The organism is Chryseobacterium sp. JAH, assembly GCF_001507335.1.
Taxonomy (GTDB): domain Bacteria; phylum Bacteroidota; class Bacteroidia; order Flavobacteriales; family Weeksellaceae; genus Chryseobacterium.
In genome coordinates this window covers 585,855-611,479 of the sequence record NZ_LMAH01000003.1, presented here as the reverse complement: position 1 = coordinate 611,479, position 25,625 = coordinate 585,855, and the positions used below count along the sequence as shown (strand labels likewise).

Sequence of the window (25,625 nt, the reverse complement as noted above, 5' to 3'; positions counted from 1 at the left end):
TCTTTGATTTTCTTTCTTATCTGTTTATTTTTTTCAAACTTATAACTAAATTAATCTAACAAATGGGTTTAGAATTATTGTTTTTAAATTAATAAGATTTTATCCTATTCCGTATTAAATCTTCCATTTATGAATTACAACTTTAATCTCGACTTAAATTCAAAAAAAACGACATTGTAGAAATACAATATCGCTTATTTTAATCTATGTGAATTTACTTATAGTCGCCATTTAAAATTGCTTGCGCCTCCAGATCAACCTCACATTCAACCTCATCTCGTGTCGGAATTGTCGCTATTCTAGTAATTTCTTTTAAGAAAATTTCATCTCTTGTTTCTCTACCATAAATGGTTAAAATCCAATATTTCCACATACCATCCTTTGTTTTAAAGATTTCCATCAGATAAGGCGTTAATTTATCTGAAAATGGTTCTAAAACATCAGCAACATCAGTTGCTATTGGCCAATTGATATCTTGAAGCCACATTAATAGGTTAGGAATTATAGGCTGAATTTCCTCGAATGATAGCTTTTTAAGTTTTCTAATGTTTTGATCGTCGCCTTTTTCTTTTGGCACTAAATCTTGTAAATTCATTGTTAAGCTGATTTGCTAAAATTTAATAGCAATTACTTTCCTAGCTTTTTAATCCCCATTTCATACAAAGCAAAAGAAAGCAAATCTGCATTTTCACTGATCACCTGGTCAGTTGCTCTTCCTGCACCGTGACCTGCATTCTTTTCAATTCTTACTAAAATTGGATTTGCACATTTCTGTTTTTCCTGTAATTCCGCACCAAACTTAAATGAATGCGCCGGAACCACCCTGTCATCGTGATCACTCGTAATAATCATTGTTGATGGATAGCAGGTTCCCGCTTTTACATTATGAACCGGAGAATAAGATTTTAAATAATTAAACATCTCCTTGTTGTCTTCGGCCGTCCCGTAATCGTAAGACCAGCCTGCACCGGCAGTGAATTTATTGTATCTCAACATATCCAAAACACCCACTCCGGGAAAAGCAACTCTTGCTAAATCAGGACGCATCGTCATCGTTGCCCCAACTAAAAGTCCACCGTTTGATCTTCCTGAAAGCGCCATGTATTCTTTTGAAGTATAGCCTTTAGCCTGAAGATATTCTCCGGCTGCTATGAAATCTTCAAATACATTTTTCTTATCCATTTTCGTTCCTGCATCATGCCATTTTTTACCGTACTCACCTCCTCCACGGATGTTTGGAACGGCATAGATACCTCCGTTTTCCATCCAGATGGCATTAACTACTGAGAATGATGGCTGTAAGCTGATGTTGAAACCACCATAAGAGTACAGCATTGTCGGATTTTTACCATCCATCTTAATTCCTTTCTTATAGCTAATCATCATCGGAACTTTTGTGCCGTCTTTTGATGTGTAAAAAACCTGTTCAGAAACGTAATCTTCAGGATTGAATTTTACTTTAGGCTTCTGATATACCTCAGAATTTCCTGTATCAGCATTAAATTTATACGTAGTTCCAGGCGTAATATAATTGCTGAAAGAATAGTACATTTCCTTCTCCTTTTTCTTACCACCGAATCCACCGACATTCCCTTTTCCAGGCAAAGCAATTTCTCGGATAAGCTTTCCGTTTTTGTCGAACTGTTTTACTTTGTCAATCGCATCAACCATGTAGGTTGCAAAGAAATATCCTCCGCCTGAAGAAATTCCCAACACATTTTCTGTTTCAGGGATCACGTCTTTCCAGGTTGCCGGAGCTGGATTTTGGATGGTAGTTTTCACCAAACGCATATTGGGTGCATCTTTATCGGTAAAAATGTAGAGATTATCGCCGTCTGTATCCACAATATTTGCATTGATATCAAAACCGCTGTTGATCTGGACGAAATCGCCACCCTTTTTTAAATCTTTAATATAAACTTCATTTCCATTGGTCGCATTGGCTGCAGAAATAATCAAATACCTTTCGTCTTCAGACAGGTATGCTCCCAAATATCTTCTCGGTGTTTTTTCTCCTCCGAAAATCAACTGGTCTGCAGATTGCTTTGTGCCTAATTTATGATAATAAACCTTGTGTTTATCAGTCATACCAGAAAGAACGGTTCCCTCCTTCGGTTTATCATAACTCGAGTAATAAAAACCTTCATCGCCTAACCACGAAATTCCGCTGAACTTTACGTCTACAATCGTTTCGTCGATTTGTTTTTTGGTAATGGCATCGATGATGATGATCTTGTTCCAGTCGCTTCCACCTTCTGAAATGGCATAAGCTGCCAAATTTCCTTTTTTATTGAAAGACAGGCTCGAAAGTGACGTCGTTCCTTTTTCTGAAAATTTATTTGGATCTAAAAATACTTCTGTTGTTTTGGTTTTGTTATCGGTTCTGTACAAAACAGATTGCGCCTGCAGTCCGTTATTTTTATAGTAGTACGTATAATCTCCTTCTTTGAAAGGTGCACCGATCTTTTCGTAATTCCAGATGTCTGTCAGTTGTTTTGCAATTTCCTGTCTGAACGGAATTTTAGATAAATAATTCTGACTGTACGCGACTTCTTCATCCACCCATTTTTTGGTGGGTTCAGAATCGTTTTCCAAATCTCTGTACGGATCTGCAACAGCAGTTCCAAAATAAGTATCGGTCTGATTTCCTTTTACTGCTTTAGGATAATTCATTTTTTGAGAATAAAAAGTAGCTGAAAACAATACTCCAGCTGTTAACAGAATTGGTTTGAAATTCATTGTGATGGATTTTCTCAAATTTAAGGAAAGTTGTGGGAATAAAAAAAGCTTCTGATTTCTCAAAAGCTTTTAAATATTATAAAAAGAAAAATCTTAATAATTTTCTTCTTCACCTTTCATTTTCTCAGCATTTTCAGCCATGATTACGGCATCGATCATATCAGAAATATCACCATTCATGTACGCATCAAGATTGTACATTGATTTGTTGATTCTGTGATCGGTTACTCTTCCTTGGGGATAATTGTACGTTTTGATTTTTGCAGAACGGTCACCTGTGGAAACCATAGATTTACGCTGTGCAGCAATATCACCAACAGATTTTTGAACTTCGATATCGTATAATTTTGTACGAAGCATTTCCATTGCCAATTCACGGTTAGCCAACTGAGAACGTGCCTGCTGACAAACCACAACCATTCCTGATGGTTTGTGTGTCAGCTGAACTTTGGTTTCTACCTTGTTTACGTTTTGTCCACCCGCTCCACCTGAACGTGAAGTCTGCATTTCGATATCGGCAGGATTTAATTCAAAATCAATTTCTTCAGCTTCCGGTAAAACGGCCACAGTAATTGCTGAAGTGTGTACTCTGCCTTGAGATTCTGTTTCAGGAACTCGCTGTACACGGTGAACTCCGGATTCAAATTTCATGATTCCGTAAACGCCGTCGCCTTCAATCTTTAAAATAAGTTCTTTATACCCTTTTGCAGCTTCGCTGGAGTCTGTGATCTCATGCTTCCATCCTTTCGTTTTGAAAAACATCGCATAAGCTCTGTAAACATCTTCCACAAAAATTGCAGCTTCATCACCACCTGTTCCGGCACGAAGTTCTACAATTACGTTTTTGTCATCAGCAGGATCTTTAGGTATCAAAAGAACTTTCAATTCTTCTTCCAAACCGGGAAGCTTTTGCTGAGCTTCTACTTTTTCTTCTTTAGCCATATCAACCAAGTCTCTATCTGAACCATCTGCAATGATTTCGTCAGATTCTGCGATATTGTCTAAAGCACTTTTATATTGATTGTAAACGTGTACAATTTTTCCTAAATCGCTGTATTCTTTATTTAATGAAGAATATTTTTTCTGATCCGAAATTACGTCTGGCTGTATAATAAGGTCTGCCACCTCATTATATCTTTGTTTTATCGCTTCTAATTTTGGAATTAATGACTTAGACATATTAAAAATTTAGTATGCAAAGATACGGATTTGAAGATAAATAAAAAAAGTTCATTTTCACAAGCTTTATATTGTTTTATGTTTATTGAACAATCATTTTCTGAATGGTAATCCCACTCACCGATAAAAGGAAATAAGGACAAATATTTTTAGCCGAAGTACATACAAAAAGCCCATACAAAATGCATGAGCTCTCAATGTAAAAAATAAAATTAAAATTTAAATATCTGTGATTGGTGTGTATTTTAGTTTTTAATAATCTTTTTTGAAAACTTCTGACCGTCTTTCAACATCAGTTCTACAATGTAAACTCCGTTTGGAAGTCCGCTCATATTAATTTGGTTGTTTTTAAACTGTACATTTATTTTTTGTCCAACAGTACTGGTAACATTTACAATTTCAACATTTGAATCTGTTTTAATATTTAAAATTCCGTTGGTAGGGTTTGGATAAACTCCTAATGTCAATTTTCTGATATCGGTTGTACTTAGCGCCGCTGCATCTTTAATGCATCTTAAAGATGCTCCCTGTCCTCTAGGCGCCCCAGATGAGGGATTAGCAATTGTAGAACCTATGTATAAATATTTTCCTCCTGTACTTGCAACGTCTGAGCTCCAAAAATATCCTCTTTGTCCTACAAATGTAAATCCGCCGTCTGAGCTGCTTCTATATCCACCTGCAGGTAATTTTAATTTGCTGCTGTATGCTGTGGCCGGGTTTCCAATTGATTCTGCATTCACCAAAGATGTCCAGTCTGCCTGAGATGGCATTTTCCAGTCTTGTCCGATTGCTTTACATGGGTCTGCTCCAATTGCAGGTGTTACTGCAGCTGCACCAGCTGCCGCCCACTGATCACTTGTCGCATTAGCTCCCCACCAAGAACTTCCACTTGCTCCCAGAATATAGTAGTTGATTCCTGACAGTCCGCTTGGATTATTCTGTGCTGGCGCTACACCCGTGGCAGAAGTTCTCGTTTGGTGACCATCATCCCATCTTCCCCACTGGAAAAGATCTCCATAAGAATCTGTATCGGCTATGGAAGTAGCTACCTGGGAACTTCCAAGATTCTGCTGAAGCCATATTTTTCCATCTGCACCACGAACTGTGGTGTAAATAACAGGTTGCCCTTTATAATTAAATGTCACACAACCCGTATCTCCGGGTGTATTTCCCGGGTCTGTATTGTTGCAGATAGGGTTTGTAGTTAGGGCAGGAATTGAAATACGCTTCACTTTCACTCCGCTTTGAGAATAAGAAAGCACCAGATAATTATTAACATTATCAATTGCTACATCGTTATAAGTCGCCTCACCGTCGGAGATAAAAGCTCCTCCGAAAGCTACCCACGCCTGCGTTGTTGTATCAAATTTATAAGCCGTGTTTTTTAACATGTCATCATTTTCCCAGCGGCTTGCAACGACATAAGGTTCACCCTCAGAGGTTACAGCGATGGCGACATGCTGCACCCTTCCGCTGGAAAAATTTGCAGCTCCCATTTGTGACCATGAAGTTCCGTTGAATTTTTTGACATTTAATTTTTGTCCGCCCGCAGTATTTGAAACATACGCCACATAAAGATTGTTATTGCCATCAATGGCAATATCAGAAGTATACTGTTCAGAAGATGATGCTGCATCAACGATACTGCCCCCCAACTAAAGTCCAGTTATCTGTGGATGTTGCTGTAATTGTATTTTCGTACACCCTTACACCGCTTGAAACATTACAGGTGTAGACTTTATTGTTTGAGCCTATAACCATTTCTGCAAATGTGGCACCGTTTGAGAACCCGTTATTTCCCACCTGTTCCCAAACTCCGTTTACATAACGTTGAACGGTTCCGGAGTTATGTGTGGAGTACGTAAACAAAGTATTGGCGGAGGAAACAGCAGATGCCTGATAATTTACTGTAGAAGTTGTCGGACTTGTCAACTGTGTCCATGAAGTCCCGTTAAATTGTCTCACTTCAAGACCTGTTCCCTGATTTGTATAGTAAATCGTATTTCCTGACTGAGCAACTGATAAAGAATTGTAAGTCGCAAAACCCGTCGTAATCCCTGCACTTCCACCAACATATGACCAAGAAGTACCATTAAACTTTTGCACTGAACCTTTGCTAACAGAAAGATCGTAGTAGGATACATAATAATTTCCCTGAGCATCAACTGCTACATTATTGAAACTGCTACCACCTGCAGAAATTGTAGCCGTACCTACATCCTGCCATTGCTGACCATACAAGAGACTGCCTGTAAGAGTAATTAGCCCTAAGCCTAGCCTCGTTATACTCCAATATAAATTTCTGAACATGATGAATATTATTTTTAATTATTCTAAATTTAATTTAATTTTGCACAAATATACATTCCGTAATCAGGGCAGACTTATCATTTTCAAACTAAATGTTATCCTATCTTGTTCAGCAATGTAAGAAAGAAGTAAAAACAAATATTATGAAGAAGCAGAATACGAGAGGTTTAATATTTACATCTGACGACATCGAGATTGTGATGTATGAGAAGACCGATAAGGAGAATTTTGGAAAGGCTATTTTTTTAGAGGGAAAATCTAGCTTTAACTTACTTTTTTTACTAAGTCCAAATATCCGGCTCAACGCTGATGATTGCGGAACACAATTTAAATTTCAGAAAAACAAATACATTTTACATTACAGTCCAGAAAAGAGTCAAGCTGAACTGTCGACAACTCATGATACGTTAAAATATTTTCAGATTCAGATCAGATATCAATATATTTTCAATTTAATCAATCCACAAGCAAATCGGGAAAGTGCAGAAATCCTAAAGCAGATGATTAACAATCAATATATATTTTTACACAAAGAAACCCCACCAGACATGACGGTAGAAATGCATATGATTATACATGAAATTATGAGCTACTACCGAAAAGGAGTGATGCAGAAATTATTTGTAGAAGCAAAAATTATTAAATTATTGATTCTCGTTTTTGAGCAGTTTAAAGAAAAAAATACCACTGAAGATTTATCTGAAACTCCTTTAATTATTAAAAAATTTATCGACGAAAATTTTCACAGGAATTTAAAAATTGAGGAAATAAGTAAAATAGTGGGAATTAATGAAACCAAAATCCGTAAAGAATTTAAAACTCATTATCACACCACCATTATCGATTACATTTCTGAATTACGAATGTTGAAAGCGAAGAAACTGATTATCAATAAAAATCTGATGATTAAAGAAATTGCAATTGACTGTGGTTATGAATATGTTCAAAATTTCACGCGTGCATTCAAGAAAAAGTTTGGTGTATCTCCCGAAAAACTGCGAACGAGCTCTTTTTAAAAACAGAAAAACCACCGATAAATCAGTGGTTTAATATATGTTGTTTTGCTTTGATATTACTTTCTCGGAATTCATATGAGAAAGCAATGACAATCAATTAATGATGTCCGTGGTCGTGCCCGTGGCTATCGTGTAAGAAAGGACCGTGACCTTTAGGCTGGTTGAAAATTACTTCAACACCTTCCTGCTCGGTAATAAGTTTTCTTCTGATGTCTTCAGGATCGAAAGGTTTTACCTTACCGAAATACTCCTTCAAACCTTCTGTTAACCACAATGGGATAACAAAACCGAAAAACATAAAAATACACCAGAATCCCACTAGGAACATTGTAACAAAGTAAATTGTCCAAAGGAACTGATAAAACGGCCAAAATGCTGATAACATCATCTTTCTTATAGATTTTAGGCAAAAATAGGACTTTTTTCTTTTTCATCAAAAGATATGGAACCTAAATTTTGCAATTTATTTTTATTTTAAACTAATTGTTCGATATAAGAGACAAAAGACTTTTAAATAAAGACTTCAACTCACCTAATCTTTATTCTTAATGCGCAAGATTGGCAAAGAAATCATTTCCTTTATCATCGGTAATGATGAATGCAGGAAAATCTTTTACTTCAATTTTTCTTACCGCTTCCATCCCTAATTCAGGGAAATCTACCACTTCAACTGATAAAATATTATCTTTCGCTAAAATCGCAGCAGGACCACCTATTGAACCGATGTAAAAACCACCATATTTGTGACAAGCGTTGGTGACATCAGCAGTTCTGTTTCCTTTTGCCAGCATGACCATACTTCCACCATGACTTTGGAATTCGTCTACATAGACATCCATCCTTCCAGCCGTTGTCGGTCCGAAACTTCCTGAAGCCATTCCTTCAGGTGTTTTTGCAGGTCCAGCGTAATAGATCGGATGATTTTTAAAATATTCAGGCATTGGCTGTCCTGCATCCAATAATTCTTTGATTTTTGCGTGAGCAATATCTCTGGCAACGATTAATGTTCCGTTTAATTTTAATCTTGTTTTGATTGGATATTTTGAAAGTTCATCCAAAATTTCAGGCATCGGTTTATTTAGATCAATTTCCACAGCTTCTTCCAAATGTGGCGGTGTTGCAGGTAAAAACCTTTTAGGATCTTGTTCCAATTGCTCTAAGAAAATTCCTTCTTTGGTAATCTTTCCTTTAATATTTCTATCCGCTGAACAAGAAACTCCCATCCCGACCGGACAAGAAGCCGCGTGACGAGGTAATCTGATTACTCTTACATCATGCGTTAAATATTTCCCTCCAAACTGAGCACCGATTGCGCTTTCCTGACAGATTTTCTGAACTTTTGCTTCCCATTCCAAATCTCTGAACGCCTGTCCGGCTTCATTTCCTTCTGTCGGAAGATTGTCGTAATACTTTGCCGATGCTTTTTTTACTGCTGCCAAGTTTGCTTCAGCAGAAGTTCCTCCAATAACCAAAGCCAAGTGGTAAGGTGGACATGCCGCTGTTCCAAGGTCTGAAATTCTCTCTTTTACAAAAGCTTCAAGAGATTTTTCGTTCAGTAAAGATTTTGTTTTCTGATATAGGAAAGTTTTGTTAGCAGAACCTCCACCTTTCGTTAAAAACAAAAATTCGTAATAATCTCCTTTTTTAGCATAAATGTCAATCTGCGCCGGAAGATTTGAACCAGAATTTTTCTCATCAAACATCGTTAACGGTACTACCTGAGAATATCTTAAGTTTCTTTTTTGGTAAGTATTGTAAATTCCTTTGCTTAAATATTCGCCGTCTTCAACGCCTGTGTAAACATTTTCGCCCTTTTTACCCATTACAATTGCTGTTCCAGTATCCTGACAAGATGGCAAAGCACCTTCTACCGCCACCGCAGCGTTTTGAAGTAGATTGTAAGCAACAAATCGATCGTTATCAGTTGCTTCAGGATCATCAATAATTTTTCTCAGACTTTCTAAATGCGAAGAACGAAGCATGAAAGAAACATCTGCCATAGCTTCCTCAGCCAATAGTTCCAAACCTTTAGGATCGATCGTTAAAATTTCTCTTTCTCCATGCTGCTCAACTTTCACATAATCTGAAGTTAATTTTTTATATACCGTATCATCTTTCAAAATTGGATACGGATCCTGATATTTAAAATCCATGTACTTTCTATTTTCGGTGCAAAAATACGGCTTACGAAAAAAACATGATCAAAATCAACAACTTTACGCTGTATTTATAATGATTATAAATTGCGAGGGTTTTTATTATTGAGTAATTTTATCAATCACAAAAGATACTTTTCGTACTAAAAAGCATGAATTGGTTTTGTGGTTTAAGTTAACTCTTAATAAAATTATCAATCACAATGAATTACAGAATAGAAAAAGACACTATGGGTGAAGTGCAGGTTCCTGCGGATAAGTTTTGGGGCGCACAAACAGAACGTTCGAGAAACAATTTCAAAATCGGTCCCGAAGGCTCAATGCCCCATGAAATTATCAAGGCTTTTGCTTATTTAAAGAAAGCTGCCGCCTACACAAACACTGACTTAGGAGTTTTACCAGCAGAAAAGAGAGATATGATTGGCAAAGTCTGCGACGAAATCCTTGAAGGAAAACTAAATGACCAATTCCCATTGGTGATCTGGCAAACCGGCTCCGGAACACAATCGAATATGAATGTGAATGAAGTAATTGCCAACCGATCTCATTTTAACGCAGGTGGAAATTTAGGCGACAAAACCGAAGTTCACCCAAATGATGATGTGAATAAATCTCAGTCTTCAAACGACACCTATCCAACAGCGATGCATATTGCTGCATATAAAAAGGTAGTTGAAGTTACCATTCCTGCCGTTGAGAAACTAAAAAACACGTTGAACGAAAAAGCGCTTGCATTTAAAGACATTGTAAAAATAGGAAGAACCCATTTGATGGATGCTACTCCATTAACTTTAGGTCAGGAATTTTCAGGATATGTTGCTCAATTACATTACGGAATTAAAGCTTTAAAAAATACATTGCCACACCTTTCTGAACTGGCCTTGGGTGGAACTGCGGTGGGAACCGGTTTGAACACGCCACAGGGTTATGATGTAAAAGTGGCGGAATATATTGCCAAATTCACCAATCTTCCTTTTGTAACTGCTGAAAATAAATTTGAAGCTCTAGCAGCTCATGATGCCATCGTAGAATCTCACGGAGCGCTGAAACAATTGGCTGTTTCGCTGTATAAAATTGCTCAGGATGTGAGATTATTGGCTTCAGGACCACGTTCAGGAATTGGAGAAATTCACATTCCTGAAAATGAACCAGGTTCATCTATCATGCCCGGAAAAGTAAACCCTACGCAAAATGAGGCGTTGACAATGGTTTGTGCTCAGGTTCTAGGAAACGACACAACGATCTCTTTTTCGGGAACGCAGGGAAATTACGAGCTGAATGTTTTTAAACCCGTGATGGCTCACAATTTCTTACAATCTGCTCAATTGATAGCTGATGCGTGTATTTCCTTCAATGATCATTGCGCGGTGGGAATTGAACCAAATCATGAGAGAATCAAAGAATTGGTAGACAAATCTTTAATGTTGGTGACGGCTTTGAACACTCATATCGGTTATGAAAACGCAGCAAAAATTGCAAAAACTGCCCACAAAAACGGAACGACTTTGAAAGAAGAAGCCATTAATCTTGGTTTTGTCACTTCTGAACAGTTTGACGAATGGGTGAAGCCAGAGGATATGGTGGGAAGTTTGAAATAATTTTAAACATCTCACAGATTGAGTGATAAAACAGATTAAACATAATAATTGACAAAAACTCCGTGGAAATAAATTTCTACGGAGTTTTCTATTAATATGAATGAATGAAAAATCTTACCAGCCCAAAGCAATTCCGACAACCAAAGCTTTATCATTTTCAAAATAAGAATCTTTGAAGAAATTGCTGAAATCTTTTTTAACGAAAACACTGATATTATCATAAGAAACGGTAAACTGAGCACCATAAACAAAAGGATTGACCTGATAGTTTGAACGGTCTCTTAAGCTCTGACTATCTCCTTTAATGATATTATTAGTTGACATTCTTACCCCACCATAAACATTCGCGCCCATTCTCAAACCATCAGAATACGGTCTGTACTGAACATCCATCCCGGCGTTTTTAATTTTTGAAAAATTATACTGAAAGCCGAACGGCACCATCAAATAACCTGTTCTCAGCTTGCTTTTGTCAAGTCCTCCTTCATATTTTGAAAGTATTACTTCACTGTTTTGTTTAGCAAAAACCATATTATTATCCGGACGAACTGTTCTCCACGAGAAACCAAGACCGGAAATCAGCCCCCATGGACTTGTTCTGCTGAACTGATAATTAAATTTCAAACCAAATTCAAGATTATTGGCGTATCCCAAGTTTTTGTCCAGGTCATTATCAGGCTGATCATTCGTCAATGTCATTATTCCATAAGAAAAATATCCTTCTAGGTTTTTTGTGGGTCTGAATTTCTTTAAAAGTTCTGCCTTCAACTCTTCGTTTGACGTGATGTCAGAATTTAAAAGAGAATATCTCACCTGCTTCTGAATAACCTGATCCAGGTCAAAACCTAAAGTTTCGATTCTCGCATCTATTTTTTCCGAATAATTGTCTGCGATTTGTGCTTTCTGTTTGTCGAATTCAGCTTTGTCTACATTTTTTGCCTGAAGCGAAGACAATTCATTTTCCATCAGCTTCTTTTCTTCCTGAATAATGTCATTGATTTTTGAAGCATACTCTTCTACTTTCTCCTTTACAATTGGGCTTACCGTAGTGTCTTCCTTAGACTGAAGATTGATGCCTAATGATTTTCTCTGTGCATTGACTGAGGTAGCAATAAGGCACAACATTCCTGTGATGATAAATTTCTTAATCATAGTATTATTATTTTTTAAGTTTAAACTGATTTATTTTGAATTGAGATCAACCTTTGCGACGTTACTTCCGTCCTTAGAATTTTCGATGACGTCTTTATGCTCTACAGAGAAAAGCAAAGTTGAAGGATCTACATATCTTTTCTTTTTTGCCCGAATCTTTATTGAATCTGTTTTTGCTAAAATTTTCCCTGCCGGCATCTGAGATATCTGAGCTGCAATTTCTTTCGGATTTTCTTTGATTATCGGAAGTGTTTGCTGTTCTACATTAATTTCCGGAGTAATATTTTCAGGTTTTGTTGAAGCTACATTTTCTACTTTATCAAATTCTTCCTGATTTTGTTGAATGATTTCCGGAGAGGTTTGAACTTCTGGGTTGGCAACTTGACCTTTAATAATTCCCTTCTTTACAACCTGAATCTCTGGCTGATCTTCATTAAAAATCAAAACCGCTCCCAAACTGAACATTAACACGAAACAAGCTGCTACCAGAAACCAATTGATTTTCTTTGTCTGACTATCTTCAAATACCTGAGTCTGTGTTTCAATTTCAGACCATAGATTTCTTGAAGGAGTAATTTCTCTTTCATCGATCTGCTTTTTGATCTGATATTCCAAATTATTTTTAGACGTGTTCATTTTTCAGTTTCTTTTGTTGTTGGAAGTAAATCTTTTTCAATTTTTCTTTAGCTCTGAAGAGCTGGGTTTTGCTCGCCGCAGTAGAAATATTGAGTGTGTCTGCAATTTCCTGGTGTGAATATTCTTCAATCACATACAGGTTAAAAACCATCCTGTAAGCATCCGGAAGCTGATCTAAAAGCTCCTGTGCATTAAAATCAAAAACGATTTGCTCCTCATAAATTTCTTCGAGCATTGAAGCATTGACATCGTCTAGATAAAAAACCGTTTTGTGACTTTTAATAAAATTGAGGCATTCATTCACTACAATTTTTCTCCCCCAACCTTCGAAATTCCCTTCACCACGAAAGCTATCAATATGTTTAAAAATCTTACAGAATGCCTTGATCACGCAATCTTCTGCCTGATAGATATCGCTGATGTAACTTTTCGCTACGCTCAGAAATTTCTTTACACTCTGATCATAAAAGATTTTTTGCGCAGCCGGATCCTGTTTTTTCAAACGGCTCAGCAAATCTTCTTTTTTATTATTAAACAAGAGCTTCATGGTTATTATTCTGTTTCTACTATAAAGACCGTAAAAAACTGAAAAGGTTACATATTTTTTTATTAAATTTTAAAAAATGAAGTAACCAACTGAAAATGAATAGTATATTTTTAATTAATTATTGTACAATATATTTTGTTTCTCCTGCATGCAATGACGTCGTCCTTTCAGTACTTTGCCATTACAACAAACAGTAACATCGGGCTATGCCCGATGCTCATGATATTAACTCTTTGTCCTTTTCAACTATTGTATTTACAAGGTAATTTCATCAGAAATAACTTCCTGTTTCCCTGCGTTCACCTGGTCAGCAAAATATTTTTCAAGAACCTGCAAAGTTTCAGGACTAGTCTGGATATCTTGTACGACCTGACCTTTATTTACCACTACAATTCTGTTGCAAACTTCTGTGGTGTGCGCAAGATCATGACTTGAAATTAAAAATGTAACACCATTTTCTTTAGCAAAATCACGAATCATATTCTTGAGTTTAATTTGCGTTGAAGGATCAAGATTTGCGAAAGGCTCATCGAGAATAATGATTTCTGGTTTCCCAATTAAGGCACCTATAATTCCCACTTTTTTCTGATTTCCTTTGGAAAGATCACGAACGTATTTCCCCGAATTGATAATTTCCCCATTAAATAAATCATGAAACTGCTTTAAGAATTCATCTACAGAAGCTTTGTTCTGTCCTCTCAATTCACCAATGAAATAAAAATATTCTTCAGGAGTTAAATACCCAATCAGAAAAGTTTCATCGATAAATGCAGAAACTTTATTTTTCCAAGCTTCGGATTCATTAACTTTGATATTATCTACACTTACAAAACCTGTTGTCGGCTGGATCAAATCGAGCATTAAACTGAAAAGCGTTGTTTTCCCAGCACCGTTATTCCCTACCAATCCGAACGTTTCGCCTTTGGTAATTTCTAAATTTTCTATATCAAGAACGGTTGCGTTACCGTATGTTTTTTTTAAATTTTGTATTGTAATCATTTTGTATGGATGTTTGATGTTAAGTGATGAATATCTTTTCACTTGATTTTTAAAGTTTTTTCATGGCTCTTTAAATCTTAATCTTTTTTAAATGCCTCAAGCGTACTGTATTTCTCGGTTTTGTATTTTTTGATAATGAGGTCGAAGATTTTTTCACGAAAGACAAATCCTAAAAGTCCTAAAACAGCAATACTGATTACGGCAGCAGAAATTCCGAAAAAATAATTCATAATTCCATACACTGCCATTGGTAATAACATTTTAGGAATTGCTAAAAGTAGCGCTTTGAAAGTGAGCGTGTTTTTTTGTCCCACTCTTTTTTCTTTTGCATTGAGGTCAATCAGGTTTTTATTATAAGCCCCAGACAGAAGCGTAAACTGAGAATTGACACCAATATTATATAGTCCCGCAGCAAAAAAAGCAAAATAAACATTCCATCCAAAATAGGCATAAAATAAGGCAATCACAATAGAAATCGCTGTGACAATATTCATTAACCACCATTTTGCTTTAAGGTATTCTTTATACGGAACGTTTTGCGTCATCATTAAGGGGTAGTATGCACTATCAAAAGCAGGAACTCGCTGCCCGAAGGTAAACTGAAATCCGCCGGTCACGAAGAGACCCATAAACATCATCCAAGCCGGAGTGCTGTACAAATCATTGGCAAACATCAGCAAACCGTAGAATAGAAACATAAAACTTCCGATAAGGACGCCTTTTGTTACTTTATTACGCTTCAGCATTTTGATGTCATTATTGATAAAAGTTCCGATGGCGCCGTATTTATTTAGAAATGCTATGTTTTCGGTTTTTCCAATTTCTTTTTTGGCTTCAAGACCTTCATCAAGATAAAATCCTTTACGTATATAGTTAAAAGTGATTTTCCAAAGTAACGCAAATAACAATAGGGGAATTAATGCGAAATACGGTTTCTCGTAAAAGCTGTAAAAAACAGTTTCCGAGTAAGACAAAACGGGCACAACTTCATAGTAATTTAAAGCGAATAATCCTGCCAAAAGAATCCCTACCCCAATGGCAATATTTTCTTTATCATTGAATAAAAGATTAAGAAAATTATTAAGGTAAAACAGTGATGACAGACCTACAAACCAAGCAAAAACTCCTAAAAAACCATATCCATTGAACGCCAGGATCCCGCAGAAAGTCACAATAAAGATGGAATTAAACCAGCTTAAAGGGGTAAGAAATGTTTTGATTAATGTGTAGTTGACCACTACTCTTTTAGGAATATTGAGCGTTAAAAATGGCTTGATATTCTGCGTAGGAATCTGCTGAAGCATGTATTTAAAAACCAAATCAATGACCCATCCTATAATCAGAAAACGAGAAATAATTTTCAGTGGATCCTGCTCCATTTCTTCCTGCACATAAAAATAGGCAATGAAAGACATGCTGATTAACCAGAAAACAAAGAAGCAAATTCCAATGATTCTAAAAATCTTCATCGCAAGATTCAAACCCACCGAAGATCCTCTGAAAAAACTCTTCCACTCCAGTCCCAAAAATCGTTTAAACATAGTCTACTTTTTTACATTAGTAAATATAGTGTACTTTTTGTTACAAGTTTAATTCGAAGCTGTGGCTTTAAAATGAAAAATTACTTTTTATTGCAAAAATTAATAATATAATTTCTGGTTTTAAAATTGGTAAGACCTCCTGCTTTATTAAAACTTTCACAAGCACCAGGAAAATTCTCATTAGCTAGATATGAAACTCCCAATCTAATGTATAATGTTTCTAATATCATACTGTTATTTATAGAATTTAATGTTCCAATCTGTTCATAAGATTCAACGGCTTTTTTAAAGTCATTTTTCAAATAATAACCATTCCCTTTTTCGAAGATTTTAACAACTGTACGGTCTTCTTTCGATAAACCAGATTTTGGTCCATCTTCATTAATAAAAGAATTGATTTTTCTATAGAAAACATCTGTACCCGTAGAATTTTGAAATAGTTTTTCGCCTTTTTTTAAATGTAGAATTAATTTTGAATCAAAATCAGTAGAAATACTTTTCAATATTTTCACATTTTCTATTTTGGAGTTTTTTGTTATCACAAATTCTATTATAGACTGATTTTTACCATTGGGAAAATCATGATAATTCATTAAAAAGTCTTGCAGGTATTTTGTGAATCCACCTTTGTAATTGAAATCTGCTGTAAAAATTACATTCTCGTGATAGACAATTCTACCATCAATATTAATTTCTTTAGGTTGAAATTCAGGATATAATTGAATAAAACTTTGTGGTCTTAAAAGCCAAAGTATTTTATTTGTGTTTCTCAATATAAGATACTCATCTTTAAATTCATACCCAAATTCTAATCCTGGAGTCTTTATTTTATTTGAACTAATAGTTACTGGCACCTCCATTCCACTTATCTCCATCTTATTACTCATAAACTTATAATCCTCATATCGTGAGAAATTAAAATCATTAATAGGTAACAAATTTCCATCCAGTTCAGTCTCTTTATCTAAAATCCATCTACCCTCAAGTTTATTGTTTTGTGAAAAAAGCATAGTAAATAAACTTAAGAATATTAAAATAAAATTTTTTCTCATAATTTATAAATCATGATGAAATTACCCAATCAATTCTTTCGCCTGCATCATCGCTGCATCTGTAATCTTACTTCCGGAAAGCAACTGCGCAATCTCGTTCAGTTTTTCTTCTTCGTTTAAAGTGATAATGGTGGACTGGGTTTTGCCGTTGATATCTTCCTTTACCACCTTGTAATTATCATTCCCTTTTGCAGCAACCTGCGCTAAGTGAGAGATAACAATCAACTGCATATCCTGAGACATTTCACGCATCAGATTTCCGATTTCTTCGGCAACTTTTCCGGAAACTCCGGTGTCAATTTCATCCAAGATAAGGGTAGGAAGCATATCGCTTTCGGCAATAATTTTCTTCACCGCCAACATCACACGCGATCTTTCACCACCTGAAATGGCAGTCTGAATCGGTTTTAGTGGAAAACCAGAATTTGCCTGAAACAAAAGCTGAATATTTTCTTTTCCAAATTGATTAAATTCAGGAACGTCGGTTAATTCGATGTCTACTTTTGCTTTTTCAAGACCTAATTTTTTCAGTAAATCTTCGGCTTTTTTAATGAAAACAGGAATACTTTTCTTCCTGTTTTTTGAAAGTTTTTCGGCTGAAGACTGAAGTGATTTTTCTTTTTTAGCAATATTGATTTCAATTTCTGAAATATATGCTTCAATTTCTGCGGTTCCTTGTTGCTCACCCGCTAACTGATCTCTGATTTCTTTTAATTCATCAAGATCAGAAACATTATGTTTGAGAAATAAGGCATTGATTTTATTATTCAGCTCAGAAAGTATAACTAGATTTTCGGGATTAATCTCTATTTTTTCAGCCTCACCTTCCAATTCCTGAAGAATATCCTTCAGTTCCAGAAATGAGCCTTCCAGCCTTTCATCCAGTTCAGAGAAAGAGTGAGATACATCGGCAATTTTCGACAGTTTATTTTTAGCTTCATTAAAGAATGAAAGAATCCCAATTTCTTCCTGATGAAATCTTGAGAGAATCTGCGCTATATTTTCAGAAATCATCCCCGCATTTTCCTGCACAGAAAGTTGATTCTGCAAATCGTCATAATCCACATCATCGAGTTTCAAATCTTCCAGCTCGTTCAAGAGAAACTGTTTGTAATCACTTTCTTTTGTGTTCTCAGAAAGTTGTATTTGGAATTTTTTAAGCTGAGTTTTTAAACTTTGAAACTGTAAAAAATCCTGCTGATACTCTTCGATTATATTTTTATTATCTGATAGTCCATCGATAATTTTAAACTGATAGTCTGCTGTAAAAAGATTAGACGTTTCAAATTGCGAGTGAATATCTATCAGTTGTGAAGTTAATTCTTTCAACACATCCAAAGTCACGGGAACATCATTGATAAATGCTCTCGATTTTCCAGAAGGCAAAATTTCACGTCTGATGATCGTTTGATGCTCGTAGTCGAGATCATTTTCGATAAAGAATTTTTTGAACTGATTATTCAGGTCAAATTCCGTTTCTACAATACTTTTTTCTTCAGCTTTTGAGATGGATTTTACATCAGCTCTTTCTCCTAAGATCAATCGGAGTGCACCCAAAATAATAGATTTTCCGGCTCCTGTTTCACCGGTAATCACCTGTAAACCATTTTTCAAAGACACATCCAGTGCATCAATAAGGGCAAAATTTTTAATGTATATTCTCGAAAGCATGATGAGTGGCAGATTTCTTTATACTGCAAATATAAAATTTTAGAATTCGGAATTCAAGAATTATATGTTTTACCTCCACTTATTCCATTTGGTATCGGTAAACTTCGGTGCAAAAATAATCATCAGTTGTTTTAAGTCATTCAATACGATTCCACCATTGTTTCCTGAGTTGAAAATATTAAAAATTTCGTCATTCTTTGTCGTAATGAAGGTATTAAAAAAGTAATTCTGCTGGAAAGAGTTTTCGTAGGTCTTCAACTGCATCAACGCGTCAAAAATAATCTTTTTAGACTGTGTTTGATCCTGATTAAACATTCCGTCTAAGCCGGCTCTGTGATAGGTATACATGGTCTGACGAAGCTGCGACATATTAGGATTTAAAATTTCCCCAATCAAAATTGCACGGCTTCTCGGATCATTGATCTGTCCCCAACCCTCATATCCTCGGTTTTGAGAATTTTGGGCAATCTGCTGTGCTTTAGTAAACCACTGTGTTCCACCAGAAGCTTGAAAACTGTCTGCGTCGTATCCTAAAATCAGATATACATAAAAACTGATAACGTCAATCAAGTTTTTTCCCGAAAACTGTCTTTCATTAAAAATTAAATTCTCATTTTCAACATAATCAAAAGCAAATTTCGTGTCCTGGAGATTAATAAGAGGAGATTCATACGAAGAGCTGAAAATAGGTCGCACCGCCTGAATAACGATACTTCCTTTATATTTATTTCCATCTCTTTCACTTAGAACGATGGCAAAATTTGATTTTATTTTTTCAAAATTCTGAAGTTTTTTACCCGTCCAGCTTGTATTGTTAACGAAATCTCTAAGACTTTTTTCCAATGCTTTAAAAGCCTGCTGATTACTTCCTCCCAATTGCTGCGCATTCACCTGAACCGTTGCCAGAAGCTCCTGAGAGAAACTAAAATTAAAAAGGAGTAGAAATAAAAGTATTGTATATTTTTTCATTGTCTATAAATGTTGAGAACGGAAATTTATAAAAATTATTTCAGAATCTGAGCTTCAATGGTATCGAGAATATCTTTTGCAACATTTTCTTTTGATTTGAGGTCAAATTCTATTTTTTGTGTTTTTGTGAATATTTTTATCTTGTTGGTATCTTGCTTAAAACCGGCACCTTCATCGCGAAGCGAGTTGAGAACAATCATATCCAGATTTTTTTTCGCCAGTTTTCCTTTTGCATTATCTTCCTCATTCTGCGTTTCGAGAGCAAACCCAACAAGAAACTGATGTGCTTTTTTTTCCCCCATCGTTTTTAGAATATCCGGATTTTTAATCAGTTCAATGGTAAAACTATCTTCATTTTTCTTAATTTTTTCTGAAGCAACAACCTTTGGAGCATAATCGGCAACTGCTGCGCTTGCTATTCCAATGTCAATTTTATCATAGAACTCAAATACTTTGTCAAGCATCTGTTTTGCAGAAGTGACCCTATGCAGATGAATATTTTCATTTTTTGAATTCAAAGAACTTGGTCCGGAAATCAAAATAACTTTCGCACCACGTTTTGCCGCTTCTTCAGCAATAGAAAATCCCATTTTACCTGAAGAATGATTTCCTATGAATCTTACAGGATCAATTGCTTCGTACGTAGGTCCCGCAGTTATTAAAACTGTTTTTCCTTGAAGTGATTTCTTTTCATTTAAATTAAAAAAATCTTCAACTGCTTTTGAAATAGTTTCCGGCTCAGCCATTCTTCCCTGACCGATTAATCCACTTGCCAATTCTCCACTTTCTGCAGGAATTACCAAGTGACCATAATCTTCTGCCAATTCTAAATTCTGTTTGGTTGACGGATGTTGATACATATCTAAATCCATTGCAGGAGCTATAAAAACCGGACATTTCGCAGACATATAAGTTGCAATAATCAGATTATCACAAATACCATGAACCATTTTTGCTAAAGTATTGGCCGTGCAGGGCGCCATGATCATCACGTCTGCCCAAAGTGCCAATTCTACATGGCTGTTCCATGTTCCGTTATCACCATAAAAATCTGTATAAACCGGATTTTTAGATAAAGTGGCAAGACTCAACTTCGTTACAAAATGCTCAGCATCAGGAGACATAATGACCTGAACTTCTGCTCCTCTTTTCACAAAATCTCTGATGAGCAAATGAATTTTGTAGGCTGCAATTCCACCAGAAACAGCAATAAGAATCTTTTTTCCGGAAATATTCATGTAGATTATTTTTAAAGCACTAAAATACTCCTTTTTTTCCTAAGAATCGAAACCTGTAGTAACAGCAAAGGTCATAAAGAAATTATTTCTTTATGACCTTCATTTATAAAAATCACCTGAGTGATTAGTTTCTCTCTTCAGTCTTTCTAAAGTAAACTTCACCATCTAACCATTCTTGGATAGCGATAGAAGTTGGTTTTGGAAGTTTTTCGTAATGTTTAGAGATTTCGATCTGTTCTCTGTTTTCAAAAACTTCTTCCAATGTAGAATTGTGAACTGCAAATTCGTCTAATTTATTGTGTAATTCAGTACGGATTTCTGCATTAATCTGCTCAGCTCTCTTCCCCATGATAACAATAGCTTCATAGATTGAACCTACTTTATCTTCAATCTTATCTTTATCGTAAGTAATAGTATTTACTTCTGCTTTTGTATCTTTTACGCTCATTTTCAGAAAATTATTTATTTATAAGATGGCAAATTTACGAATTATCTTTGGATTTTGAAAGTGGCAGCCGGCGGAGGTGTTTGCAACACCGCACTATCTCTCTGAATCTGCATTGCCTTTTTTTCATTTGACACCTGATCTTTGATCTGCTGTTCTGTCTTAGACTCTTCTGCAAGCTTATCAGCAGCTTTTTTCTGCCTTGCTGTAAGTTCTGCAATTCTAGCTTCTGTCTGCTTTTTCACAACGACAAAATCTTTCTTTTCTTTCTCAAGCTTTTCTCTTAGATCCACGGCTGTTTTAGAATATTCCGTATTTGGAAGTTCTTTTTCAACCTGTCTGGTGAAAGACAATGCACTTTCGATACGCTCGTCTTTAAGATCATATACAGAATTTTGTGCAAGCAAATAACGTGACTTCATCATGTAATCATAGATCTTCGGACGAAGTTTTGTACTTGGAAAATCTTCCAAAACATTTTCAAAAGCTGCACTTGTAGATTTATAATCTGCCATTTTGAAATACTGCTTAGCATTTTCGTAGGCCTTGAATTCTAATTTATACGACAATTCATCAATTAAGGTATTGATATTTTTTGATCGTTCAGAATTTGGGTAATTGGTCAGGAAATCCTGCAACTCATTAATGGCCAACTCTGTACTTGACTGGTCTAAGTTATAATCCATAGATCCATTATAATAACAAAGCGCCGACATGTAAGCCGCTTCTTCTTTTCTGTTATCCTGAGGAAAACTTACTGCAAAGTTTTTGAATTGGTGCCCTGCAAGTTTATAATTTTTATCATAATAATTTGCATATGCAGAATTAAAAACCACATTTGGAGCATCATCTGTACCTGCAACCAGATTTGGAAGTCTGTCGTAAAGAGCCAAAGCATTTTTCCATTTCTTTTTAGCGAAATTTTCATTAGCGGCTTTCAGGATAAATGTTTTATCCGCGCTTTTCATCGCTTTATCTTGCTGACTGGTGCACGCCGAAATGACAGCTATGGCAAAAATACCTAAAATATATTTCTTCATATAAAATTCAACAGTTTTCGGTTTTACCGACCTATTAATTTGCAAAAATATAACTTTTTTGCTAAAAGATTTTTTTTTATGATTATTTAACGCAAAATTAGTCAGCTGCGTATCCTAAAACGGCAAAAACATTCATTAAAAGATTCATTCTCACTTTTTTTTCGGCTTCTTTGGTGTAAGTTTCATCATCTTTGTGAGGAACATAGAGTTCGTAGAAATTTTTATTGCGAATCACAAAAAGAGTGGAACCAATAATGGTTGTCAAAATATCTTCAGGTTTCGGAGTAAATGTAAAAACTCCGGAAGTCACCCCTTTCTTAATCACATCATCCAGCTTTTTGACAAATAGCTGATAAAAATCAAGAAGTTCATCCTTAAGGTTTTCTGTATGACGCAATTCCTGGGTAACAAATCCATGGAAATAATTATATTTAAAGAGCTGTGAAACGATGTATTTAATCATTTCTTTCAGCTGCATTTCAGGCTTTCCATCTTTAATCGTATCTGCAAATTCTGAAAAATTCTCTCTGGTTTTCAGCACACGATACTGGTAGAGATAAGACATCATCTTCTCTTTTGAACCGAAATAGTAAGAAATCATTGCCACGTTGATATTGGCTTTTGAACATATATCTCGTACAGAAGTGCCTTCATAGCCTTTCTTTGCTATCAGTTCTTCTGCAATATCTAAGATATGTATCTGCTTCTCGGTAAATTTTTTTCCCATGCGTGCCATTTTAGTAAAGTTAAGAAATTTTTAACACATTCATAAACGAACGTTTAATAATTATTATTGAACTTTAATTTATTGTATTTTTGATCATGGATTTTTTTGATTTTCATCATCATAAGAAAAATATTAAATATGGAATTTATAATCTGGAGTTTGAAAGAACGGCACTGGATTTTTATTATTCTGCAGGAATTCATCCACAAGACATTGAATCTGGAAGCATTGAAAATCAGATAAATTGGTTACAATCCGCCATTACAGAAAACTGTTTTGCGATTGGAGAATGTGGACTGGATAGCTTGGTTTCTGTGAATATAAAAATACAGGAGGACGTTTTTTTTAGGCAGATTCAGTTGGCTAATGAGGTTAAAAAACCTTTGATCATTCATTGCGTAAAAAAGTTTTACGAAGTGATTTCTTTCAGAAAAAAATCTGAGCAGCCGATGATCATTCATGGTTTTAATAAAAAACAAAATGTGGCTGACGACCTTCTGAAGAATAATTTTTATCTGAGTTTTGGAAAAGCTGTTTTGTATCATCTATCTTTGCAGGATACTTTGAAAACAGTTCCTTTAAATAAACTCTTTTTAGAAACTGACAATGATGATTTTGACATCAAAGAATTATATCAAAAGGTTTCAGAAATTAAGAAAATTTCGATAGAACAACTTCAACAACAGATTATAGAAAATTTAGAAACGATAAAAAATGGATAAGTTTTGGCTGGAAAGAACAGAACTTCTGATCAAAGAAGAAGGCATTAATATATTGAATAATGCAAATGTTCTAGTAGTAGGTTTAGGTGGCGTAGGATCTTTCGCCGCTGAATTTCTGGCAAGAGCCGGAATTGGAAAAATGACCATCGTAGATGGTGACACCGTAGACATTACCAATATTAACCGACAGCTTCCTGCGTTACATTCAACCGTTGGAAAACATAAAGTGGAAGTGGTGGCAGAAAGATTGATGGACATTAATTCGCAGCTTGAACTGGTGAAAATCAATGAATTTCTAAATCCGGAAAGGATGGCTGAAGTTTTAGATGCCGGAAAATTTGATTATATTTTAGACTGTATCGACAGTATTACTCCAAAAGTGAGCTTAATCATAGCAGCGAAACGAAGAAAAATTAAAATTGTAAGCTCTATGGGAGCCGGTGGAAAATCTGACCCTTCGAAAGTGATGGTAAGAGACATCCACAAAACTGCCGAATGCCATCTTGCCAAACAAGTGAGAAAAAGGCTTAAGAAGGAGAAAATTGACAAAGGAATCCGATGTGTTTTTTCAAGTGAAATTCAGGATGAAAGCAGCCTGAAAATGACAGATGGAAGCAATTTTAAAAGGTCTTTTTACGGAACAATAAGTTTCATTCCTGCAATTTTTGGGTTGTATGCTGCGGCAGAAGTCATCAATCAACTAGTGAAAAAGGCGGATGCAGAATTTTAAATATCCGAAAGCGGAAAAACTCAAGAAAAAAGATGAAATCACTTTGCTTTTCGAAAAAGGCAAATGGAAAAACAGCGGAAATCTGAGAATTATCATTCTGAAACATCATCCTGAGCTATTGACAGAGAATGTAAAACTTGGCGTTTCCGTTTCTAAGAGATATTTTAAAAAAGCGGTTCACAGAAATCGCATCAAAAGACTTTTAAGAGAATGTTACCGCCTGAACAAAGATTTATTTCAAGAGTGCTTCGGCGACAAAACTACGGCAATGCTGTTTTGGGTTTCCCCTGAATTGCCTGAAAAGTTTCAGGATGTAGAGGCACAGTTTATTAAATTGTGTCAGGCGCAGAAAAAGAATTGAGCTTAATTCCTACAGATTTGCATATATTTTTTAATTGTAGTCTGAGTACTTTAATTACTCTGCAAAAATTGAAATAATATCTTTTCTGTTTCGCAGAACTATTTGCTCAGATAAATTCCGATTGACATTTATAATTTTTTGTAGCTTTAAGAAAACAATTGACGAAATAAAATGTTAGATCAAATTCCCTATCTGCAGCATATTCTCAGTGCTTTTGTTGGCATCGGTTTAGCTGCGGCCTCAGGTTTCAGAGTATTTTTACCAATGTTCGCAGTAAGTTTAGCTTCCTACTTCCATTGGATCCCCATGAGTGAAAGCTTTGAATGGCTCTCTACTTTACCTGCTCTAATTACTACCGGAATTGCAATGATCACAGAAATTCTTGCATACTATATTCCTTTTGTGGATCATCTGCTCGATACGATTTCCATACCGATGGCAACGATTGCCGGTTCTGTATTATTCGCCAGTCAGTTTACCGAATTGGGAACATTTCCACAGTGGGCTTTGGCATTAATTGCTGGCGGAGGAACGGCTGCGACAATCAGTTCAGGATTTGCGGGAATTCGGGCCGCATCTACAGCGACAACTGGTGGACTGGGGAATTCTGTTGTAGGAACTACCGAAACTGCAGGCGCCGGAATAATGTCTGTTTTGGCGATGGTAGCACCCTTTATTGCAGCAATCTTCGCAGTAATCACCCTCATTCTCGTTATTGTTTTTGGACGAAAAGCCTGGAGAAAGTTAAAAAACAGGAAACAATTGAATTCCAATAAATTATAAAAAAATAGAAACGG

At 35.6% G+C, this 25,625-nt stretch carries 25 protein-coding genes; 6 read left to right on the top strand and 19 right to left on the bottom strand.

What is annotated here, in order from left to right; genetic code table 11:
- Positions 1–214 precede the first annotated feature (214 nt).
- From AR685_RS10005 to AR685_RS09985, 5 genes are all read right to left on the bottom strand, one after another.
- Complete coding sequence (locus AR685_RS10005; RefSeq protein ID WP_059124458.1) at positions 215–595, bottom strand: DUF5071 domain-containing protein; 381 nt, start codon at positions 593–595, stop codon at positions 215–217.
- 32 nt (positions 596–627) lie between these two features.
- Positions 628–2,673: a prolyl oligopeptidase family serine peptidase gene (locus tag AR685_RS10000; protein WP_228376429.1), complete on the bottom strand. Its 2,046-nt coding sequence runs from the start codon at positions 2,671–2,673 to the stop codon at positions 628–630.
- 159 nt (positions 2,674–2,832) lie between these two features.
- Positions 2,833–3,918: a peptide chain release factor 1 gene (gene prfA / locus AR685_RS09995; RefSeq protein WP_047443505.1), complete on the bottom strand. Its 1,086-nt coding sequence runs from the start codon at positions 3,916–3,918 to the stop codon at positions 2,833–2,835.
- Between the two features lie 245 nt (positions 3,919–4,163).
- Positions 4,164–5,573 carry a T9SS type A sorting domain-containing protein gene (locus tag AR685_RS09990; protein ID WP_059124457.1) on the bottom strand — a complete coding sequence of 470 codons (1,410 nt, stop codon included), beginning with the start codon at positions 5,571–5,573 and terminating at the stop codon, positions 4,164–4,166.
- Positions 5,554–6,228 (bottom strand): hypothetical protein, encoded by a 675-nt coding sequence (locus tag AR685_RS09985; protein ID WP_059124456.1) that lies wholly within the window; start codon positions 6,226–6,228, stop codon positions 5,554–5,556. The genes AR685_RS09990 and AR685_RS09985 overlap by 20 nt, the downstream gene beginning before the upstream one ends.
- Positions 6,229–6,371: 143 nt before the next feature.
- Between AR685_RS09985 and AR685_RS09980 the strand changes: the two genes are divergently transcribed.
- Positions 6,372–7,244, top strand: a complete 873-nt coding sequence (locus tag AR685_RS09980) for a helix-turn-helix domain-containing protein (protein WP_165592806.1) — start codon at positions 6,372–6,374, stop codon at positions 7,242–7,244.
- A gap of 97 nt (positions 7,245–7,341) precedes the next feature.
- On the opposite strand, the gene AR685_RS09975 is transcribed toward AR685_RS09980, so the two are convergent.
- Both AR685_RS09975 and AR685_RS09970 read right to left on the bottom strand, forming a co-directional pair.
- Positions 7,342–7,632 (bottom strand): hypothetical protein, encoded by a 291-nt coding sequence (locus AR685_RS09975; protein ID WP_047443502.1) that lies wholly within the window; start codon positions 7,630–7,632, stop codon positions 7,342–7,344.
- A gap of 157 nt (positions 7,633–7,789) precedes the next feature.
- Positions 7,790–9,397: a fumarate hydratase gene (locus tag AR685_RS09970; RefSeq protein WP_059124454.1), complete on the bottom strand. Its 1,608-nt coding sequence runs from the start codon at positions 9,395–9,397 to the stop codon at positions 7,790–7,792.
- Between the two features lie 206 nt (positions 9,398–9,603).
- Here AR685_RS09970 and fumC point away from each other — a divergent pair, with 206 nt between their 5' ends.
- On the top strand, positions 9,604–10,998 hold the full coding sequence (gene fumC / locus AR685_RS09965) for a class II fumarate hydratase (RefSeq protein WP_059124453.1): 1,395 nt from the start codon (positions 9,604–9,606) through the stop codon (positions 10,996–10,998).
- 114 nt (positions 10,999–11,112) lie between these two features.
- On the opposite strand, the gene AR685_RS09960 is transcribed toward fumC, so the two are convergent.
- The 12 genes from AR685_RS09960 to AR685_RS09905 form a co-directional block, all read right to left on the bottom strand.
- Complete coding sequence (locus AR685_RS09960) at positions 11,113–12,150, bottom strand: outer membrane beta-barrel protein (protein ID WP_047443499.1); 1,038 nt, start codon at positions 12,148–12,150, stop codon at positions 11,113–11,115.
- 30 nt (positions 12,151–12,180) lie between these two features.
- Positions 12,181–12,786 carry a hypothetical protein gene (locus AR685_RS09955; RefSeq protein ID WP_059124452.1) on the bottom strand — a complete coding sequence of 202 codons (606 nt, stop codon included), beginning with the start codon at positions 12,784–12,786 and terminating at the stop codon, positions 12,181–12,183.
- Positions 12,773–13,333: an RNA polymerase sigma factor gene (locus AR685_RS09950; protein WP_047443497.1), complete on the bottom strand. Its 561-nt coding sequence runs from the start codon at positions 13,331–13,333 to the stop codon at positions 12,773–12,775. Before AR685_RS09950 ends, AR685_RS09955 begins: the two co-directional genes overlap by 14 nt.
- A gap of 255 nt (positions 13,334–13,588) precedes the next feature.
- Positions 13,589–14,332 carry an ABC transporter ATP-binding protein gene (locus tag AR685_RS09945; protein WP_059124451.1) on the bottom strand — a complete coding sequence of 248 codons (744 nt, stop codon included), beginning with the start codon at positions 14,330–14,332 and terminating at the stop codon, positions 13,589–13,591.
- 77 nt (positions 14,333–14,409) lie between these two features.
- The gene (locus AR685_RS09940; RefSeq protein WP_059124450.1) at positions 14,410–15,873 is read right to left on the bottom strand and encodes a DUF5687 family protein; all 1,464 of its coding nucleotides are present in this window, start codon (positions 15,871–15,873) and stop codon (positions 14,410–14,412) included.
- A gap of 80 nt (positions 15,874–15,953) precedes the next feature.
- Entirely contained in the window at positions 15,954–16,925 is a 972-nt protein-coding gene (locus tag AR685_RS09935; RefSeq protein WP_131777612.1) for a tetratricopeptide repeat protein, read from the bottom strand.
- A 21-nt stretch (positions 16,926–16,946) separates the two neighbouring features.
- Positions 16,947–18,596 carry a DNA repair protein RecN gene (locus tag AR685_RS09930; protein WP_059124449.1) on the bottom strand — a complete coding sequence of 550 codons (1,650 nt, stop codon included), beginning with the start codon at positions 18,594–18,596 and terminating at the stop codon, positions 16,947–16,949.
- A gap of 69 nt (positions 18,597–18,665) precedes the next feature.
- A complete protein-coding gene (locus AR685_RS09925; protein ID WP_047443493.1) occupies positions 18,666–19,565 on the bottom strand; it encodes a DUF4835 family protein in 900 nt (299 codons plus the stop codon).
- A 35-nt stretch (positions 19,566–19,600) separates the two neighbouring features.
- A complete protein-coding gene (coaBC, locus tag AR685_RS09920; protein WP_059124448.1) occupies positions 19,601–20,803 on the bottom strand; it encodes a bifunctional phosphopantothenoylcysteine decarboxylase/phosphopantothenate--cysteine ligase CoaBC in 1,203 nt (400 codons plus the stop codon).
- A gap of 124 nt (positions 20,804–20,927) precedes the next feature.
- Positions 20,928–21,251, bottom strand: coding sequence for a DNA-directed RNA polymerase subunit omega (locus tag AR685_RS09915; RefSeq protein WP_047443491.1), 324 nt, complete (start codon positions 21,249–21,251; stop codon positions 20,928–20,930).
- A 41-nt stretch (positions 21,252–21,292) separates the two neighbouring features.
- Positions 21,293–22,288 carry an outer membrane protein assembly factor BamD gene (locus AR685_RS09910; protein ID WP_059124447.1) on the bottom strand — a complete coding sequence of 332 codons (996 nt, stop codon included), beginning with the start codon at positions 22,286–22,288 and terminating at the stop codon, positions 21,293–21,295.
- A gap of 97 nt (positions 22,289–22,385) precedes the next feature.
- Positions 22,386–23,015 carry a TetR/AcrR family transcriptional regulator gene (locus AR685_RS09905; protein WP_047443765.1) on the bottom strand — a complete coding sequence of 210 codons (630 nt, stop codon included), beginning with the start codon at positions 23,013–23,015 and terminating at the stop codon, positions 22,386–22,388.
- Between the two features lie 95 nt (positions 23,016–23,110).
- Between AR685_RS09905 and AR685_RS09900 the strand changes: the two genes are divergently transcribed.
- The 4 genes from AR685_RS09900 to AR685_RS09885 all read left to right on the top strand — a co-directional run bounded on the left by AR685_RS09900 (position 23,111) and on the right by AR685_RS09885 (position 25,611).
- Entirely contained in the window at positions 23,111–23,737 is a 627-nt protein-coding gene (locus AR685_RS09900) for a TatD family hydrolase (RefSeq protein WP_059124446.1), read from the top strand.
- Positions 23,730–24,467, top strand: a complete 738-nt coding sequence (locus tag AR685_RS09895) for a ThiF family adenylyltransferase (protein ID WP_059124445.1) — start codon at positions 23,730–23,732, stop codon at positions 24,465–24,467. Before AR685_RS09900 ends, AR685_RS09895 begins: the two co-directional genes overlap by 8 nt.
- On the top strand, positions 24,454–24,828 hold the full coding sequence (gene rnpA, locus AR685_RS09890; RefSeq protein WP_047443487.1) for a ribonuclease P protein component: 375 nt from the start codon (positions 24,454–24,456) through the stop codon (positions 24,826–24,828). Before AR685_RS09895 ends, rnpA begins: the two co-directional genes overlap by 14 nt.
- A 171-nt stretch (positions 24,829–24,999) precedes the next feature.
- Positions 25,000–25,611 carry a DUF4126 domain-containing protein gene (locus AR685_RS09885; RefSeq protein ID WP_059124444.1) on the top strand — a complete coding sequence of 204 codons (612 nt, stop codon included), beginning with the start codon at positions 25,000–25,002 and terminating at the stop codon, positions 25,609–25,611.
- The last annotated feature ends 14 nt before the right edge of the window (positions 25,612–25,625 follow it).

Bases quoted from the DNA above. Each gene is read 5' to 3' on its own strand.
- AR685_RS10005 (WP_059124458.1), bottom strand. From the start codon at position 595: ATGAATTTACAAGATTTAGTGCCAAAAGAAAAAGGCGACGATCAAAAC.
- AR685_RS10000 (WP_228376429.1), bottom strand. From the start codon at position 2,673: ATGAATTATCCTAAAGCAGTAAAAGGAAATCAGACCGATACTTATTTT.
- prfA (WP_047443505.1), bottom strand. From the start codon at position 3,918: ATGTCTAAGTCATTAATTCCAAAATTAGAAGCGATAAAACAAAGATAT.
- AR685_RS09985 (WP_059124456.1), bottom strand. From the start codon at position 6,228: ATGTTCAGAAATTTATATTGGAGTATAACGAGGCTAGGCTTAGGGCTA.
- AR685_RS09980 (WP_165592806.1), top strand. From the start codon at position 6,372: ATGAAGAAGCAGAATACGAGAGGTTTAATATTTACATCTGACGACATC.
- AR685_RS09975 (WP_047443502.1), bottom strand. From the start codon at position 7,632: ATGATGTTATCAGCATTTTGGCCGTTTTATCAGTTCCTTTGGACAATT.
- AR685_RS09970 (WP_059124454.1), bottom strand. From the start codon at position 9,397: ATGGATTTTAAATATCAGGATCCGTATCCAATTTTGAAAGATGATACG.
- fumC (WP_059124453.1), top strand. From the start codon at position 9,604: ATGAATTACAGAATAGAAAAAGACACTATGGGTGAAGTGCAGGTTCCT.
- AR685_RS09960 (WP_047443499.1), bottom strand. From the start codon at position 12,150: ATGATTAAGAAATTTATCATCACAGGAATGTTGTGCCTTATTGCTACC.
- AR685_RS09955 (WP_059124452.1), bottom strand. From the start codon at position 12,786: ATGAACACGTCTAAAAATAATTTGGAATATCAGATCAAAAAGCAGATC.
- AR685_RS09950 (WP_047443497.1), bottom strand. From the start codon at position 13,333: ATGAAGCTCTTGTTTAATAATAAAAAAGAAGATTTGCTGAGCCGTTTG.
- AR685_RS09945 (WP_059124451.1), bottom strand. From the start codon at position 14,332: ATGATTACAATACAAAATTTAAAAAAAACATACGGTAACGCAACCGTT.
- AR685_RS09940 (WP_059124450.1), bottom strand. From the start codon at position 15,873: ATGTTTAAACGATTTTTGGGACTGGAGTGGAAGAGTTTTTTCAGAGGA.
- AR685_RS09935 (WP_131777612.1), bottom strand. From the start codon at position 16,925: ATGAGAAAAAATTTTATTTTAATATTCTTAAGTTTATTTACTATGCTT.
- AR685_RS09930 (WP_059124449.1), bottom strand. From the start codon at position 18,596: ATGCTTTCGAGAATATACATTAAAAATTTTGCCCTTATTGATGCACTG.
- AR685_RS09925 (WP_047443493.1), bottom strand. From the start codon at position 19,565: ATGAAAAAATATACAATACTTTTATTTCTACTCCTTTTTAATTTTAGT.
- coaBC (WP_059124448.1), bottom strand. From the start codon at position 20,803: ATGAATATTTCCGGAAAAAAGATTCTTATTGCTGTTTCTGGTGGAATT.
- AR685_RS09915 (WP_047443491.1), bottom strand. From the start codon at position 21,251: ATGAGCGTAAAAGATACAAAAGCAGAAGTAAATACTATTACTTACGAT.
- AR685_RS09910 (WP_059124447.1), bottom strand. From the start codon at position 22,288: ATGAAGAAATATATTTTAGGTATTTTTGCCATAGCTGTCATTTCGGCG.
- AR685_RS09905 (WP_047443765.1), bottom strand. From the start codon at position 23,015: ATGGGAAAAAAATTTACCGAGAAGCAGATACATATCTTAGATATTGCA.
- AR685_RS09900 (WP_059124446.1), top strand. From the start codon at position 23,111: ATGGATTTTTTTGATTTTCATCATCATAAGAAAAATATTAAATATGGA.
- AR685_RS09895 (WP_059124445.1), top strand. From the start codon at position 23,730: ATGGATAAGTTTTGGCTGGAAAGAACAGAACTTCTGATCAAAGAAGAA.
- rnpA (WP_047443487.1), top strand. From the start codon at position 24,454: ATGCAGAATTTTAAATATCCGAAAGCGGAAAAACTCAAGAAAAAAGAT.
- AR685_RS09885 (WP_059124444.1), top strand. From the start codon at position 25,000: ATGTTAGATCAAATTCCCTATCTGCAGCATATTCTCAGTGCTTTTGTT.